14 protein-coding genes are annotated in these 17,530 nt (G+C 36.8%); 10 read left to right on the top strand and 4 right to left on the bottom strand.

Annotation, left to right across the window (positions count from 1 at the left end; translation table 11 throughout):
* The first annotated feature begins 17 nt into the window (after nucleotides 1-17).
* The 4 genes from ACP3T3_RS21465 to ACP3T3_RS21450 all read left to right on the top strand — a co-directional run bounded on the left by ACP3T3_RS21465 (nucleotide 18) and on the right by ACP3T3_RS21450 (nucleotide 3,171).
* A complete protein-coding gene (locus ACP3T3_RS21465) occupies nucleotides 18-920 on the top strand; it encodes an ABC transporter ATP-binding protein (protein WP_426477737.1) in 903 nt (300 codons plus the stop codon).
* Nucleotides 921-922: 2 nt separating this feature from the next.
* Entirely contained in the window at nucleotides 923-1,768 is an 846-nt protein-coding gene (locus ACP3T3_RS21460) for an ABC transporter permease (RefSeq protein WP_426477736.1), read from the top strand.
* 120 nt (nucleotides 1,769-1,888) lie between these two features.
* Nucleotides 1,889-2,524, top strand: coding sequence for a hypothetical protein (locus tag ACP3T3_RS21455; RefSeq protein WP_426477735.1), 636 nt, complete (start codon nucleotides 1,889-1,891; stop codon nucleotides 2,522-2,524).
* Entirely contained in the window at nucleotides 2,521-3,171 is a 651-nt protein-coding gene (locus ACP3T3_RS21450; RefSeq protein ID WP_426477734.1) for a hypothetical protein, read from the top strand. Before ACP3T3_RS21455 ends, ACP3T3_RS21450 begins: the two co-directional genes overlap by 4 nt.
* A 42-nt stretch (nucleotides 3,172-3,213) precedes the next feature.
* Here ACP3T3_RS21450 and msrB read toward each other — a convergent pair whose 3' ends face one another.
* The 4 genes from msrB to ACP3T3_RS21430 all read right to left on the bottom strand — a co-directional run bounded on the left by msrB (nucleotide 3,214) and on the right by ACP3T3_RS21430 (nucleotide 5,683).
* Nucleotides 3,214-4,311 carry a peptide-methionine (R)-S-oxide reductase MsrB gene (msrB, locus tag ACP3T3_RS21445; protein ID WP_426477733.1) on the bottom strand — a complete coding sequence of 366 codons (1,098 nt, stop codon included), beginning with the start codon at nucleotides 4,309-4,311 and terminating at the stop codon, nucleotides 3,214-3,216.
* A 17-nt stretch (nucleotides 4,312-4,328) separates the two neighbouring features.
* On the bottom strand, nucleotides 4,329-4,772 hold the full coding sequence (locus tag ACP3T3_RS21440; protein WP_426477732.1) for a DUF417 family protein: 444 nt from the start codon (nucleotides 4,770-4,772) through the stop codon (nucleotides 4,329-4,331).
* Between the two features lie 80 nt (nucleotides 4,773-4,852).
* Entirely contained in the window at nucleotides 4,853-5,122 is a 270-nt protein-coding gene (locus ACP3T3_RS21435) for a hypothetical protein (protein ID WP_426477731.1), read from the bottom strand.
* A gap of 6 nt (nucleotides 5,123-5,128) precedes the next feature.
* Nucleotides 5,129-5,683, bottom strand: coding sequence for a sigma-70 family RNA polymerase sigma factor (locus tag ACP3T3_RS21430; protein ID WP_426477730.1), 555 nt, complete (start codon nucleotides 5,681-5,683; stop codon nucleotides 5,129-5,131).
* Nucleotides 5,684-5,939: 256 nt separating this feature from the next.
* Between ACP3T3_RS21430 and alaS the strand changes: the two genes are divergently transcribed.
* From alaS to ACP3T3_RS21400, 6 genes are all read left to right on the top strand, one after another.
* Nucleotides 5,940-8,543: an alanine--tRNA ligase gene (gene alaS / locus ACP3T3_RS21425; protein WP_426477729.1), complete on the top strand. Its 2,604-nt coding sequence runs from the start codon at nucleotides 5,940-5,942 to the stop codon at nucleotides 8,541-8,543.
* A gap of 526 nt (nucleotides 8,544-9,069) precedes the next feature.
* Entirely contained in the window at nucleotides 9,070-10,548 is a 1,479-nt protein-coding gene (locus ACP3T3_RS21420; protein ID WP_426477728.1) for an alkaline phosphatase PhoX, read from the top strand.
* Nucleotides 10,549-10,617: 69 nt separating this feature from the next.
* On the top strand, nucleotides 10,618-12,432 hold the full coding sequence (locus tag ACP3T3_RS21415) for a cytochrome-c peroxidase (RefSeq protein ID WP_426477727.1): 1,815 nt from the start codon (nucleotides 10,618-10,620) through the stop codon (nucleotides 12,430-12,432).
* Between the two features lie 222 nt (nucleotides 12,433-12,654).
* Nucleotides 12,655-15,054 (top strand): DUF5686 family protein, encoded by a 2,400-nt coding sequence (locus ACP3T3_RS21410; RefSeq protein WP_426477726.1) that lies wholly within the window; start codon nucleotides 12,655-12,657, stop codon nucleotides 15,052-15,054.
* 72 nt (nucleotides 15,055-15,126) lie between these two features.
* Entirely contained in the window at nucleotides 15,127-15,363 is a 237-nt protein-coding gene (locus tag ACP3T3_RS21405; protein ID WP_426477725.1) for a hypothetical protein, read from the top strand.
* An 8-nt stretch (nucleotides 15,364-15,371) separates the two neighbouring features.
* Nucleotides 15,372-16,841: a M20/M25/M40 family metallo-hydrolase gene (locus ACP3T3_RS21400; RefSeq protein WP_426477724.1), complete on the top strand. Its 1,470-nt coding sequence runs from the start codon at nucleotides 15,372-15,374 to the stop codon at nucleotides 16,839-16,841.
* The last annotated feature ends 689 nt before the right edge of the window (nucleotides 16,842-17,530 follow it).

The following is a 17,530-nucleotide window of genomic DNA, read 5'->3' as shown; positions in this document are numbered from 1 at the left end:
TATGTAAAACAAATTACATGGAAAAGATTTTATCAGTAAAAAATTTGACGAAGAAATTCAAAAGGGTTGTGGTCAACAATATTTCTTTTGATGTCGAAAGAGGAAATGTTTATGGGCTTTTGGGTCCCAATGGAAGTGGAAAGTCCACGACTTTCGGGATGCTGCTTTCAACAATCAACCCTACCAGCGGCGACTGGTTCTGGTTTGGCAAAAAAGGAACGGATCCGGAAACTTTAAAAAAGATTGGAGCAATTATCGAGCAGCCCAACTTTTATCCTTATTTAAGTGCGGAAACCAATCTGAAAATTGTCGCAGAAATAAAAAAAACTCCTTATTCCAGAATTGACGAAGTTCTGAAAACCGTTAATCTGTATGAAAGGAGAAAAGATACTTTCAAAACCTTTTCTTTAGGAATGAAGCAGCGTCTTGCCATAGCTTCAGCGATGTTGAATAATCCTGAAGTCATGATATTAGATGAACCAACCAATGGACTGGATCCTGAAGGAATTATTCAGATCCGGGAAATCATCAGCGATATTGCCAAGCAGGGAATCACGATTATCATTGCCAGCCACCTTCTGGACGAAATTGAAAAAATATGCAGCCATGTCATTGTACTGAAAGAAGGAAATTCTATTTATTGCGGAAGAGTGGATGAAATGACTTCCAACAATGGATATTTTGAACTGAAAGCTGATAATAACATATTACTTTTAAATGCTCTGAATGAGCTTCAATGGTTCACTTCTATCAATCAGGAAGGAGATCTTATTAAAGCTCAGATCCGTGATGATGCTTCTATTTCGGCTTCGGCAATGAATCAGAAACTGGCAGAGAGGGGAATTTACCTTTCCCATCTGACCAAGAAAAAACTGTCTCTTGAATCTCAATTCCTTGAACTTGTAAAAAACACCAATTAGTCATGATAAAATTATTAAAACTGGAATACTACAAAAACCTTAACTACCAACCGTTTAAGGTTTTCACGATACTTTATTTTGCCATTCTTATTGCTTTGCTTTTCATCGGATTGGTTGATTTTGATGTTTTTGGAGGAACGATTAACTTAAAAGAACAGGGGATTTATAATTTTCCGGAAATCTGGAATTTTACCACATGGATTGTGGCTTTGTTGAAAATTTTCCTGGGTCTGATTATTGTTTTCTCCATTTCGCAGGAATTCAGCAACCGGATGTTCAAGCAGAATACGATTGATGGATTGAGCAGAAAAGAATTCATCACTTCAAAACTATTGACGATAAGTATTTTCACCATTGTTTCTACCATAATTGTATTTGGTCTTACTTTATTCCTTGGATATAAATTCTCAAATACAACAGAATCTACAAAGGTTTTTGCAGAGATTTTCTTCATAGGAAATTATCTGGTAAAATTATTTACGTTCTTCTGTTTCTTAATGTTCCTTTCCATTTTATTGAGAAAATCGGTATTTGTATTTCTTGCTCTTTTTGTTTTCTGGATTGGCGAAGCAATTTTAACAACTATTGAAGTTTTCTCAAGAGTTAAAGGAATGCAGGGCCCACAAAGAAATGAGGTTCTTCAGAATGACTTCTTCATCACCCATCTTTTACCACTGGAAAGTATGTCCAGCCTTATTCCTAATCCGATGATGAGATTGAATATGGCTAAAATGATGGGCGCAAAATATGAATTCCATTACCCTACGGAAAGCCTTATCGCATGTTTGGTATGGTGTGGTGTTTTCATATTCGGATCGTATTGGATTCTGAGAAAAAGGGATTGGTAGATGTCAATGTTCAGAATTTAAAGATTTAAAAATTAAAATATTTAAAGATTCTTTAAGTGGTTCGTTTCGGATCACTTTTTTTTGGCTTAAAATTTTCATTCTGCTTTGCTAAAACTATCCATGAAAAAAATATATTACATACCCGGATTGATCAGTGCTGTTCTGATACCTGTCTTGTTCTGGTATTATGGAAACCAGCGGGTTCATCCGCCATATAGGGTAATGGATCTGGGAATTCCGGCAAAAGTAAGACCCGATACTCCATTAGAAAATACTTTTGAACCCTACAGAAAATGGAATTATAAAAAAATAACGGTCAAGCCTAATACGGGTCTTCAAAATCAGAAATTCTATGTTTCTGAACTTAAAAAGCTGCGGGCAAGAAATGAAAAAAAATCTGGTATTGAGTTTGTGATCAACGATAAAAATAATTATCAGGATTTCATTGCTCTTATTGACGCTATGATCCTTTCTAAACAGGATATGTATGGCGTTGATATAGAAAAAACAGGACATTTTTTTGCACTTCATGAATATAAAGATCCGGATGAAGAAACCCATCCTATTTGTGGAGGAACGGTGGGAAATATCGATTACACAGAAAAACAAACTCTAAGCTTAATCAAGCCGGAAAGTTTTATCAATCATGTTCCTCAACAGGCTTTTTATATCATTTTTGGTTTTTTGTTTTTCGTAAATATTTCCATGTTCAGCATTAAAGAAAATCTCCAAATCCAAAGAAAAAGATTAGCATGAAAAAAATATATTACATCCCCGGATTAATCAGTGCCGTTCTGATCCCCGTCTTATTCTGGTATTATGGAAATCAAAAGTTTGAAGACAGTAACGTTTCTGTGATAGACATTGGTCTTCCTGCCAAAGAAAGAGAGGAAATTAAAAATACATTTGCAAGTTTTGAACCTGCAAGAAACTGGAATTACAAAAAAGTAAAAATATCCCCCGGTACTGCCAAAGAAAATTCAAAATTATATGTTTCTGAACTGAAAAAACTTCAGAAAAGAAATGAAAAAGAGTCTGGAATTGAATTTATTTTAGATCAAAATAATACCTATGGTGATTTTGTCTCAGTTTTGAATGATCTGGCAATAGCCAAACAGGAACAGTATGCCGTTGATCTGGAGAAAACAGGACATATTTTTGCTGTTTACAGCTATATTGATCCTAAGGTGCAATATCCTGAATATGAATGCTTGCTTTGTAATGATACTATAGATCGGGGGCCAGCAGAAACTTTTAATATTTTTGAATCTACCCGCTATGGGAAAATCTTTAATTTATTTACTACTGCTTCTAAAGAAACCTCCTACATTATTTTTGGGTTTCTTATATTTCTGAATATCTCTATGCTCAGCATCAAAGAACGATTCCAATTACATCATTAAATCACAATAAAAAGGCTGCCAGATGGCAGCCTTCCTTTCACATTACTTTTTATCTAACAACGGAAGATATTTTCCGTATCCTTTGCTTTCCATTTCTGCTTTTGGAATAAATTTCAGCGAAGCACTGTTGATACAGTAACGGAGTCCTCCTTTATCTTCCGGTCCGTCTGTGAAGACGTGTCCTAAATGGGCATCACCGGTTTTGCTTCTTACTTCTACTCTATCCATTCCGTGGGTACGATCCAGTTTTTCGTCAATCAAACTCTTTGTAATTGGTTTTGAAAAGCTTGGCCATCCACAGCCGGATTCAAATTTATCTGTTGAGATAAACAAAGGTTCTCCTGTGGTAATATCTACATAAATTCCTTCACGGGTTTCGTTCCAGTATTCATTCTGGAAAGGTCTTTCCGTACCGTTTTCCTGAGTTACATTATATTGTTCTGCAGTCAGTTTTTCTTTTAAAACCTTTTTATCCTGTTTTTGATAAGCCGGTTTTGGAAGTGGATTGGCTTTTTTGGCCATTTCAAAAAGTCCCGGTTCAATGTGGCAGTAACCGCCCGGATTTTTATCCAGATAATCCTGATGATAATCTTCTGCTTTGTAGAAATTTTTCAATGGAATGGTTTCTACTAATAATGGTTTACTATAATTTTTTGCCAGTTTCTGGACTTCATCTTTTACCACAGCCTCATCTGTTTTATTAGTGAAATAGATTCCAGTTCTGTACTGGTTTCCTCTGTCATTTCCCTGCTGATCTTTGCTTGTAGGATCAATGGTTTTAAAATACAGATCAATTAACAGTTTCAGATCTACCTGTTCAGGATCATATTTTACTTTTACGGTTTCTGCAAAACCTGTTGTATGGCTTACCACCTCTTCATAAGTAGGATTTTGGGTATTTCCGTTGGCATAGCCCACTTCTGTTCCTACAACACCACGAATTTGTTGAAAAAAATGTTCTGTTCCCCAGAAACATCCACCTGCAAAATAAATCTCTCTAACGTTTTTGTTATCCATAATTTTCTCATTTTCTTTTTTTATTTCCACTACATTGGGCTTTGTTTTCTTAAATAGCCCTGATCCTGCAGCAAATACTGCTATACCCAGAATGATTCCGAGTACAATGAATATATTTTTCATTTTTTCCTTTTTATTCATTACTTATTATTTTGAACGATCATTAATCCAAATCCTAAAAACATAAGGTCTTTTAGAATAAAGAAATCCGTCACAGGCACTCCGTCCACTATTTTCCATATTCCCGGTGTTGTAAACAAATAGCTTAATGTCACCAGAAAAGTTACGATCATTCCTATCCCTGCATACTTTTTCAATACAGCAAATTTCGCACTAAATATCAGGAGTAAGGCAATGATAATTTCTATCGTTCCGATAAGATTTGACACTGCCTGGACGCTCATAATCTTATATACGAAAAAAGTTAGGAAATGGTTTTCTACCAAAGGTTTTATTGCTGCAGCTTCTGTGGGGGTAAATTTGAAAATACCGATCCACAGTAAAATAAGCGCTGCTCCGAAAAGCGAAATGTAATACCCGATTCGGGATAATTGATTTTTAGATTCCTGTACTGTTCCGACCATATTTTTAAGATTTTAAATGAATACTTTATTGTTTTCAAAAGTATAGTCGGAGACATTTTAAAATCCTGACAGAAATTTTCTTAGAAATTCAACTTGTCGATCATTTTATTTTTAAAGTACTGGATTTCAGAGTCATTTATTTCAGTTTCTTGTTCAGAAAATTCCTTTTCAAAAACTTTATCCAGAAGTACCAGCTTTTCATTGTACATTCTGCACCATTTGCAGATCATCAGGTGCATGCTCAACATTCGGTTTTCTTTGGCAGAAATAGATTGGGCATTCCTTTTTTCCATCAGTAAAGTAGCTTCACTGCATGGTAAAAATAATTTATGTAGTATTCTTCTTATCATTGTCTCTTATGATTTTGAAAACCAGTTAAACTCCAGACATTCTCTGAGCTGCATGCGGCTTCTTTGTAAAATCTTCCAAAGATTAGTCGTAGAAACATTCAATTCCTGACTTACTTCCGGAGCTTTTTTTTCTTCTATATAATATATTTTCAGCAGGATCTTCCATCTGGAGGGCAATTCCTCGATACATTCCTCCAATGTTTTATTAAACTCTGCACTGTCTAAAAGTTCATCTCCTTCACCGGATACATTCCAGTCATTCAAAACATCGTTATTTTTCCAGGATCCTGTTTCATCAAAAAAATGATCGAGTCTGATATTGGGTTCTGATTTATATTTTTTCCGGTAAAAATCTGCCACTTTTCTGTTAAGAATAGCCATCAGCCACGTCAGCGCCTGGCTTTTCCTTTCAAAAGAATCATAAGCTGAGTAGGCGGCAAGAAAAACGTCCTGAACAATATCCTGTGCATCTTCTTTATTCGAAAGTACGTACAGCGCACGCTTCAAAAGCGGTCCGGAATACTGCTCTATCCAGCTTTTCAGTTCTTCATCTTTTGTCATGGAAGGATTTTTTGTCTTATTTCAGATCACAACGAAGGTAGTAAGTTAAGCGGGAAAATGCAAACCAGATAGATTATTACTATTTATAACCATCTCAAACCTTACAGGTTTTGAAAACCTGTAAGGTTTAGGACACATCCATTACCCAAAGCCGGGCACCATTCAAAACATAGCATAAAATTATTACAAATCGCTTAAAAATCTTAAATTTGCATCTTATCAAAAATTTGATATTTAAAAAAGCAAAAGCAATACTATGACATCACAAGAGATACGTCAAAAATTTTTAGATTATTTTAAAAGTAAAGGGCACCTGATCGTTCCTTCGGCTCCTATTGTGCTGAAAGACGACCCCACCCTTATGTTTTCCAACTCCGGAATGACGCAGTTCAAGGATTTCTTCCTTGGCTACAAAACACCTACCGCCCCTAGAATTGCCGATACACAAAAGTGTCTTAGAGTTTCAGGGAAGCACAATGACCTGGATGATGTAGGTAGAGATACTTACCACCACACCATGTTTGAGATGTTAGGAAACTGGTCTTTCGGGGATTACTTCAAAAAAGAGGCTATTGCTTTTGCCTGGGAATTACTAACTGAAGTATACGGAATTCCAAAAGAAAATTTATATGTAACGATTTTTGAAGGGGATGCTTCAGAAAATCTGGACAGAGACCAGGATGCTTATGACTTCTGGAAATCTCATATTTCAGAAGACAGAATCATCAACGGAAATAAAAAAGATAACTTCTGGGAAATGGGTGAAAGCGGACCATGCGGACCGTGTTCAGAAATCCATGTTGACTTAAGAACACCGGAAGAAAAAGCGAAAGTTTCAGGACTTGAACTGGTGAATAATGACCACCCTCAGGTTGTAGAAGTATGGAACCTGGTTTTCATGGAGTTCAACAGAAAGGCTGATAAATCTTTAGAGAAGCTTCCTGCTCAGCATGTAGATACGGGAATGGGCTTTGAACGTCTTTGTATGGCGCTTCAAGGAAAGTCTTCCAACTATGATACCGATGTTTTCACTCCGCTTATTGCTAAAGTTGAAGAACTTTCAGGGAAAAAATACACCGGAATTTTAGAAGACGAAAAAGATATTGCGATCCGTGTTGTGGTAGATCACATCAGAGCGGTTTCTTTTGCTATTGCAGACGGACAGTTGCCATCCAACGGAGGAGCCGGTTATGTTATCAGAAGGATTTTAAGAAGAGGAATTTCTTATTCTTACCGATTCCTGGATATGAAAGAGCCTTTCCTTTACAAATTGGTTGCTGTTCTTCAGGAACAGATGGGAGCTTTCTTTCCGGAACTTGAAAAGCAGGGAAAGCTGGTTGCTGAAGTGATCAAAAGTGAAGAAGATTCATTCTTAAAAACAATTGAAAACGGTCTGATCAGAGTAGAAAAGCTGATTCAGCAGACTATTGCAGATCATAAGAAAGTATTACCAAGCGAAGAAGTTTTTGAATTGTATGATACCTATGGTTTTCCTGATGATTTAACAAGAATTATTGCTGAAGAAAAAGGATTAACGATTGATGAAGCAGGTTTCAAAGCTGAAATGGAGAAACAGAAGCTTCGTTCAAAAGCTGATTCAGCACAAAAAGTGTATGACTGGGTTACATTAGAGGAAAGAGATGAAAACTTTGTAGGTTATGACCAGATTGAATCTGAAACATATATTACAAGATACAGAAAGGTAGAAAACAAAGACGGAGAATTTTACCAGGTGGTACTAAGCAGTTCTCCTTTCTACCCTGAAGGAGGTGGACAGGTTGGAGACAAAGGTGTTCTTGAGAATGCTGTTGAAAGCTTTGAAGTACTGGAAACTAAGAAAGAAAATGGATTGATTATTTCGTTGATCAATGGTCTTCCAAAAGATGCAGGTGCTGTTTTCTATGCTAAAGTAAACGCTTCCGAGAGAAAAAACTCTCAGGCCAATCACTCTGTGACTCACCTTCTGCATGAGGCTTTAAGAGAGGTTTTAGGAACTCACGTAGAACAGAAAGGTTCTTATGTAGGTCCGGATTATCTGCGTTTCGACTTCTCTCATTTCAACAAAATGACTGAGGAAGAACTGGCATTAGTTGAGGAAAAAGTAAACAAAAAAATCAAAGAAAGTATTGCTTTACAGGAATTCAGAAATATTCCGATTCAGGAAGCTCTGGAAAAAGGAGCAATGGCTTTATTTGGTGAAAAATATGGTGACAGTGTGAGAATGATCCAGTTCGGAAGTTCAAAAGAACTTTGCGGGGGAACTCACGTAAAAAATACCAGCGAAATCGGTCATTTCAAGATCACTTCTGAAGGTTCTGCTGCGGCAGGAATCAGAAGAATTGAAGCTATTTCAGGAGACAAATCTGAGGAATATTTCAACAATCTTGAAAAACAGATCATTGAACTTTCTCAATTGTTAAAGTCTAAAGATGTGGTAAGATCTATCGAAAAGCTGATCGAAGAAAATACCTCATTGAAAGCTGAAGTTGAAGCCCTTAAAAAGGAAAAAGCAAAAGGAGAAATCGGAGAATGGAAGAATGCTTATGAGCAGAAAGGCAACAAACAGCTTCTTGTAAAGAAAACGTCTCTGGATGCAGGTTCTGTAAAAGACATCGTATTCCAGTTGAAGAGAGAAATTCCTGCTTCGGTAACGATTATTCTTTCTGATGCAGACGGAAAACCAATGATTACTGTTGGGGTTTCTGATGATCTTGCTGCAGATTACCAGGCTGGAGCTATCGTAAAGGATCTTGCCAAAGAAATCCAAGGCGGTGGTGGTGGAAACCCTGGCTTTGCAACGGCTGGTGGTAAAAACCTTGAGGGGTTAGAAAATGCTTACCAAAAAGCATTGAATATTTAAAATAGAAATATCTATTATAAATTTTAGCCGCGGCTGTCTCAAAATTGAGACAGCCGCGGTTTGTTTTTACTGTATATCATATTTTTCAACGCAAAGTAATTTTCTATAATAATTTATATTTCAGGAGGCAAAGAAGGGAATCAGCTTCATTGATTCTGACCAAGCGTGTGTGATAATCATTCTTCCATCAGATAAAGCATACTTTCCCATAAACATCTGTGTCATCCGTGAAATCCGCGGGAGATTAAACAATTTAGCAAAGGTTATACAAATTATTTCATAGCTGAGTGTAACGCCTTTGCAAACGAAAAAAGCAGTAAATAAAACTTTTGCGTACTCTGCGTTATAATATATTATTCTTATTACGAACATTTTCATCAAAGCCTCTCTATTTATATCCGTTCTAATTATTGACCTTACCTTAACAAAGCATTACCTAATATTAAACTATTTGTTTTGTCCCCGTAAAACATAGTTAACAATAGACCTTTAGTTTTGTCATAATCGAAATTCAAAAAATATAATTATGAAAATTAACCAAACTATTGGAGCTCTGATCCTTGCAGCGATTGTTTTTCAAGGCTGTAATGATGATAATAACGGGAACTCCGATACTCCTGTCAATGACAAAATAAAAATTGAAAACTTTTCTAAAGAACCTGCTTTCGTTTATGGAATGCAAGGTTTTGAAAATTTAAATATTACCACCCTTATTTCCAGTTCTGATGTTCTTCCAGGTTCTCCTGACTTTGTTTTCGGAGGACAGCCGGACGGAATGGGAGTTATGAAAGATCCTAACTCTGACGGCTACCTGATGATCACCAACCATGAGATCAAACAATCAGTATCCAGAGTATATTTAGACAAAACATTTAAGCCTGTAAAAGGGGAATACATCTTAAACGGAACCGGAGGAATGACAAGATTATGTTCCGCGACATTGGCAACTCCTGAAATTCACGGCTTCAGTGCATTCCTTACTGCCGGGGAATCAGGTGAAGAAAGTATGGTACATGCTTTAAATCCTTTAGCACCGACATCTCAGGCATCAGATAAAACAAGGGTAAAACCGGCATTAGGAAAGGCTTCTATGGAAAATGCAGTTCCGCTTCCTAAGGATGTTTCCAACGGAAAAACTTATATTATCATTGGTGAAGACCAGTCTTATTCTTCTTCACACCAGTCTGCAGGGCAGCTGATCATGTACGTAGCCGATACACAGGGCGATCTGGATAATGGTAAGTTATATTCTTTAAAAAGAACCAACAGCAACTATACGGAAACCGATATGACAAAAGGAAGCACCTACGATGTAGAATTCGTAGAAGTTCCGAATGCCAAAAATCTTACCGGAGCTCAGATCAATCAGAAAAATATTGACAATAACGCGATCCGTTTTTCAAGAGTGGAAGATGTAGATTACAGAAAAGGAGCAGGAAAAGGAAGAGAAATCTACTTTACCGCTACCGGAGAATCTTCTGACGGTGTAAATCCAAAAGCAGGATTAACAATGTGGGGAAGAGTATACAAGCTTGTTCTTAATTCCAGCAATATGCTGACAGGAAAACTGGAAGTTGTGGCTGAAGGAGATTCCAACCCGGGAAACAATCTGATCAATCCTGATAACTTATGTGTAACAGAAAACTTTGTATACATCCAGGAAGACGGAGACTCTTATTATAAAAATGCCAACCATGATTCTTACATCTGGCAGCTGAATATCGCTACAAAACAATACAAGCCTTGGCTGAATATGAAGCATAACAGAAGTGATTCTGCATGGCAGACCGCTTACAACCAATCCGGAGATCTTCAGAAATTCGGCTCATGGGAATTCGGAGCGATGGTTGATATTTCAGACATCATCGGAATCCCGAATACATTCTCTGTGAATATCCACTCTCACACATGGCAGCTGGATAAATTTAAAAATCCTGACGGTTCCGGAATCAACACCAATAAGGAAGGTGGACAGATTGTAATCATCAGAAACGTAGAAAAATAGTTTTAATTTCTTCATATCAAATTCAATTAAAGTATCAATAGAAACTTCTGTTGATACTTTTTCATACCTATGAATAAGCTTTCAAAATATCCGATACTCCTTTTCTTATACTGCGCAGCAGCATTTTTCACGCTGTACCATTGCAAAAATGATAAGCAGCAGGCTGTATACGAAGACCTTGGTTCTGTAAAAAACAGGATTATTAAAAACAATGCAGATTTTGAAAAACAAATCAGCGAACTGAAAACCTTTGTTACTCAAAATTCTGATGAAAAGCTTCTTCAGGAAAAATTTGAGAACATCAGGAAAACCTACAAAAAAATGGAATGGGCCGTGGAATACTTCCTTCCCCACTCTGCCAGGTTTATCAACGGCCCCGCCCTTCCGGAAATAGAAATGGACGAACATACAGCAATAGAACCAGAAGGCATGCAGGTTCTGGAAGAAATGTTGTACCCCTACGATAAAGGGAATAAAGAGGAAGTGATCCGGATGCTCAATAAGCTCATCAATAAAAGCAATACTATAGACACCAATTTCCAGGTCATTACCGTAAGTAAAGACCAGGTTTTTGATGCATTAAGACAGGAAGCATTCAGAATTTCCAGCTTGGGAATTTCAGGTTTTGACACTCCTGTTTCCGGAACATTCTTACAGGAAATGCCCTCTTCCCTGGAAGGAATTAAAGAAACATTAGCACAAATTTCCACAGAGCGGTCAAAAGATAAAGCCTTAAAAAATATCGTTGCAGAAATCAATTCTACCATTGAAGTTTTGAAGGGAAACACCGACAAAAATACATTTGATTATGTCAATTTCATCCCGGATCATCTCAATAAAATCACAGCTCTGATGCTTGATTTTAAAAATCAGGAGAACATTCCGGATGTTGAAGTAACGACTGCTTTAAACAAAAATGCAGCTACTTTTTTCACTAAAAATGCTTTCAACCCTGACGCTTTTGCTCCGGGAAAAGAATATGCCTACTCCGAAGAAAAGGCCGCTCTTGGACATCAGCTATTTAATGATAAGGTTCTGTCCAATAACAACAACCGGAGCTGTGCAACCTGTCATATTCCGGAGAGAGCATTTACAGACGGACTTACCAAAGCGATGTCTCTTGAAAACTCCGAACTGGCGAGAAATACTCCTTCTCTTAACTATGCAGCCTATCAGCATGGGCAGTTCTGGGGTATGAGAAAGGATGATCTCGAGGGACAGAGCTCGGATGTGATTTCCAATAAAGAAGAAATGCACGGTGATCTGAATGTTATTCTTGCCAAAATCAATGAGGACAAAACCTATCAGGCAGCATTTAAAAAGATTTATCAATCTCAAAAAACGGAAGTATGGCAGCTGCAGAATGTACTGGCAAGCTACATCCGTTCTCTTGCAAAATTCAATTCCGGTTTTGATGAATACATGAGGGGAAATAAGTCGGCGATGACGGAAAGTCAAAAGCGAGGTTTTAATCTTTTTGTTGGAAAGGCCCAATGTGCCATATGCCATTTTATTCCTTTATTCAACGGGACAGTTCCTCCGAATTTCAGGAAAACTGAGCAGGAAGTTTTGGGAACAGCAATCAATGCAGAAAATAAAACATTCGATCCAGATCCGGGAAGAGGGAAATTTCATGCAACCGTTGCTTCGTTACAGCATTCTTTCAAAACACCAACGCTTAGAAACATCCATAAAACAGCCCCTTACATGCATAACGGAGGGTACAGAACCCTGCAGGAAGTGATGAATTTTTATAATAAGGGCGGTGGAAAAGCTTTTGGATTTAAAGTAGAAAACCAGACACTTTCTGATGTACCTTTACAGCTTACCGATAAGGAAACAGAAGATATCATTGAATTTATGAAAGCTCTGAATGATAAATAAACCGTTCAAAAATATAACAGTATTAAAACTCCTGAAATCATCTGCCCGGGAGTTTTTTTATTGCAAATTGTAAGAAAAGACAGAAAGATTGTCTGAGCAATGTTGTCATTCAATTTTATCAGGGGGAAAGTCCATAAAAACATTAGATTAAATCAATGTTATACTCTGTTAAAAACTTTTTTACAACAATAAATATCACTAATTTTGACGTAGTTTTTTTACATGAAAAGGGGTTTACTGTTATTATTTTTTTTGATCTGCTTTTTGGGGTATTCACAATCAAAAATTAAGGTTGTAGATGACGCCAGCCAAAAACCTGTCTTTAATGCAAAGATATCCTGTGACAATACCGTTATCGGATATACCAATGAACAAGGTATTCTGGAATTTAAAGCAGGATGCAAAAACATTGATATTGATGCCGATTCTTACCAGAAAGAAACCATTACAGTGGAAAGCAGCATGGAAGTTTCCCTGCTCAAAAGAATCTCAAACACTACCGACATTGAAGCTGTAGTGATTGAAGACAAAAGTGATTCCAGAGCCCTGGAAATTCTTAAAAAAGTAAATAAGCTCTTTAAAGAAAACTCTCCAAAAAGTTTAGGATCCTATTCCTACAAATCTTATGAAAAAATATCTCTGGATATTGACGAAGACAGTATTTCCCAGTTTAATCAGTATTTCAATGATCTCAATATTTTCAAGAAAAAAAGAGAAAAAGATTCCCTGAATAACATCAACGCAAGAAAAATATTTTCAAAAAGCAAATTATTCCTTTGGGAAAGGGCTCAGGAGTTTTTATATTCAAAAAAATACGGGGAAAAGATTAATATTCTGGATAACAGAATCTCCGGTCTGAAGCAGCCTATTTATGAAATGATTGCCCTTCAGCAGAGTAACAGGGATGTTGTTCCGGAGCAATTAAAGCCGGAAAACAGAGGTCTGTACAGATTTTTTCTTTCAGACACCGTTACCCTGGACGGAAGGAAAAACTTCGTGATCCGCTTCCGTGAAGTGAATTTCAAAAAGCCGGACAGAAAGCGAAAATATAACGGTGCCATTTATGTAGATACCGAAACCTACGGCGTTAAAAAAATTGAAAATTTCAGTAAAAATAAAAACGAAGGTATCATTACCAGTACCTGGGTATTTTACAACAACAAATGGTTCCTTGCCCACGAAAAAGCGAAGCTTAAAATGGGTAAAATGGCCATGGATGATAAAGTACACGCTGACGATAAAAAAGATAAAAAAAGCTTTGGTACCTACGCTTTTCTCACCTCAAAATATTTTGATTTCAAATCTCCCGTTGAAGAAGATCCCAAAGATTTCAAAGGCTACACCTTTTCTGTAAAAAATATTGACGGACATTCTCTGGACCGTTACAGAACAGATCCCCTTACCGAAAGGGAACAGAACACCTACAAAACCATCGACAGTTTGGGTAAAAAATATAAAATCGATCGCAAAGCCCAGATTTTATCCGGATTGCTGAACGGTCAGATCAGGGTAGGTTCTGTAGATTTTGCAGTAGATGAAATTGTCAATTACAACTCTTATGAAGGTTTCAGATTGGGATTAAAAGCCAAGCTGAATGAAAACTTCGATCCCTATTTTTCACCGGATTACTACTTTGCCTACGGCATAAAAGACAGGAAATGGAAATACGGAATGGGACTGGATATGAAAACCACATTGGAAAAAAACTCATTTTTCAGATTTGAGGTGTATGATGATGTAACAGCATCGGGAGAATTCAACCGAAAACTCTGGAACTTCAAAATGAGAACGATGAATTTCGGGAATAACCTGAATAATGATAAATATTTTCACTTCAAAGGAGCTTCTTTATCCTATATGAATGATGTGACCAACGGTCTTACCCTTGCGCTTGCCGTAAGACGGAATACAGAGGAGGCAGAATTTGATTACCAGTTCAGGGACAGAGGTACTTCATACAGGAATTTCAATACCCTTTTTACCTTAAAATATTCTCCGAATTCCACGAATATTATGACTCCACAGGGTAAATCTCTGATTGATCAGAAGTATCCCGAGCTTTATCTCAATTATGAGCAGAGTTACAAAATGCTGCAGGGAGATTTTAATTATTCACGTTTTGATGCCCTGTTTGTTCATAATTTCAAAACACCGATCGGAACTACCGGCTTCAGGCTGTATGGAGGGGTTGTTCTGGGCGGGGCGCCTATCTGGAAGAATTTTACCATGAACGGATTGGCTTCTCCGGGTAAGGATTTCAACTTTAACCTTACTTCTTACCTTGGGTTTGCAACACTGGAAGGTGGAAAATACTATAATGATAAATTCGTAGCCTATTACTTCACACACAAGCTGCCATGGTATTTAAAAAGTTTCGGGCACAATGTATCAAGTTTTGATTTTGTCTTAAGAGGCACAATCGGAGATATGAAACATCCGGAATACCACCAGTTTAAGTTCAGAAAGCTGGATCATCTGTATCAGGAAGTTGGAGTGGAATGGAGCAATTTCCTTTCGAGTTATTTTAACCTGGGCTTATTCTACAGGGTAGGCTATTATGCCACTCCTAATTTCAAAGAAAATTTTGCAATCCAGTTTAAGCTGAAATTTCTTGAGTTTTAATACCCAAAAAAATACAAAACCTTATTTTTGAATCAGAATTCAGAAATATTCAACGATAATATAAAACAGAACATGCAGAAAATCGAAATCAAAGCAGAACAGTTTTTTGAATTATTAAAATTAAAAGACACTCCGATGTGGGAGATTTTCTCACAGATGATTGATGGAAATGAAAAGGAAATTATCTTTTTAGACCATGAAGACAAGATTCTTTTTACTTATATTTTACCTTTAACGCAGGAAAAACTGGAAGAAGACAGAAAAGAGTTTTCAAAACAGTTTTCAGAGAAATTAGCTAACTTTAATTAAAAGTTTCTATGAATAAAAATTATGTTTTTTCTCTGTTAAGCCTTTTCATTTTTACTTTTGGAAATGCCCAGAATTATAAAAAACCCCTGATTTCTGCCATCAAAGAATCTGATCTTCGCACTGATATGTATCAGCTTGCCGCAGACCAGTTCTGGGGTCGTGAGGCGGGAACGCTGGATGAATTGAAAGTTTCCATGTGGCTTGCGGATAAAGCTAAAGAAGCAGGAATGAAGCCAGCCGGAGATAACGGAACATTTTTCCAGTTTTTTGATATGTACAGACATCAGGTTATTCCTCAAAGCAGCCTGAAAATCGGCGATACGAGCCTGAAATTATGGAAAGATTTTCTTGTCGCTGAACCGGTAAATGCTGATTTGGATGCAGAAATAGTGTATGCCGGAAACGCAGAACCCGAAGATCTTGCTAAATTAAACATCAAAGGAAAAGTACTTGCCCTAAATGTTTCCGACAAAAATATTTCTAAGGATATGACCCTTTTTATAAGAAGATATCCTGGATTTGTAAGGAATAAATATTATGACAAAGCTTTTCAGCTGGGAGCGAAAGCCATTATTTTCATTACCGATGATATTTCTGAGCAAAGCTGGGTGGAAGTACTGCCTCAAATGACAAGGGGAAGCTACGGTGTTGAAGGGTTAAGAGAAAAGATCACGAATAATATTCCTGTTTTATGGATCAAAAGGGAAAATGCCGGCTGGGTAAAAAACAATCTTAAAGCTTCTCTGAATCTCATCACGGAAACCTACAAATATCCATCCGTTAATATCATAGGAAAAATAGAAGGTACAGATCCGGTTCTTAAAAACGAATATGTTTTGCTAAGCGGACATCAGGATCATGACGGGATCAGACATCCTGTAAAAAACGATACCATCTACAACGGTGCCGATGATAATGCAAGTACCTGTGTTGCGATGCTGGCAATAGCCAGAGCTTATAAAAAACAACCGGGAAAAAGAAGTATCCTGTTTGTTTTCCATGGCGCTGAAGAAAGAGGACTGCTGGGTTCAAGATGGCATGCAGCCCATCCGGTAGTTCCGAAAGAGAACATTGTAGCCGTTCTGAACGGTGATATGATCGGAAGAAATGATAACAATGAAGCTGCTTTATTAGGAGGAAATGCTCCTCACAAAAATTCTGAAGAGCTTGTAAAAATGGCTGAAGAGGCTAATAATGAAAGTACAAAATTCAAATACCTGAAAGATTGGGATTCTCCCAGCCATGCTGAGTATTTCTATTTCAGAAGCGACCATCTTCCCTATGCTAAAATTGGTATTCCTGCGATATTCTTCACCAGTGTGCTGCATGATCAGTACCATACCCCACAGGATGAATCAGAAAATATCAATTACAAAAAGCTTTATAAAATGACGGAATGGATGTACAGAACGTCATGGAAAGCAGCTAATGAAACTGAACGTCCAAAAGTAATTTCTAATTTTTCGTTGGAAAGATAATTGAACCATTAAGAAAAATTGAGGATTTAAGAAAAGTTAAGAAGCAGCTTGCTTAATAAATATCGAAAGATATTTCTCCTTCATTATTCTTAAAAACTTAATCAATCTTAATGGTTTAAAAAAAAATATTTTTATTTAATCATATTTCTTTTGTCTTGAAACAAAAGAAACAAAAATTCAAGACTTAGAAACTTCCGCTAAAAATGAAATCTGTTCTCTAAAAACTCTAAACTCGTGCGGAAACAGTCTATGTTTAGAATCACCTATTGACCCGCACTCAAACAATAGAGTTTTTTTAACGTTCACAGTATTCATTTTCTTAACGCTTCAGTTTCTTATGTCGTTTGACAGTACCAAAAACACAAAGAGGCTGCCTCAAAGGCGAGACAACCTCTTTTTCATCATTGTGTTTTTAGACTCTGTTTTAATACGAAATAATTTACTGCTGAATATGATTTGTAAACATTAAAAAAAAAATTTTAATTAATTATACTTCTTTTGTCTTGAAACAAAAGAACCAAAAATTCAAGACTTAGAAACTTCCGCTAAAAATGAAATCTGTTCTCTAAAAACTCTAAACTCGTGCGGAAACAGTCTATGTTTAGAATCACCCATTGTCCCGCACTCAAACAATAGAGTTTTTTTAACGTTCACAGTATTCATTTTCTTAACGCTTCAGTTTCTTATGT

Origin of the sequence: Chryseobacterium sp. CBSDS_008 (assembly GCF_049959325.1) — a bacterium.
Taxonomy (GTDB): domain Bacteria; phylum Bacteroidota; class Bacteroidia; order Flavobacteriales; family Weeksellaceae; genus Chryseobacterium.
Note: the sequence above shows the minus strand (reverse complement) of the source record. Positions and strands in the feature narration are given on the sequence as shown.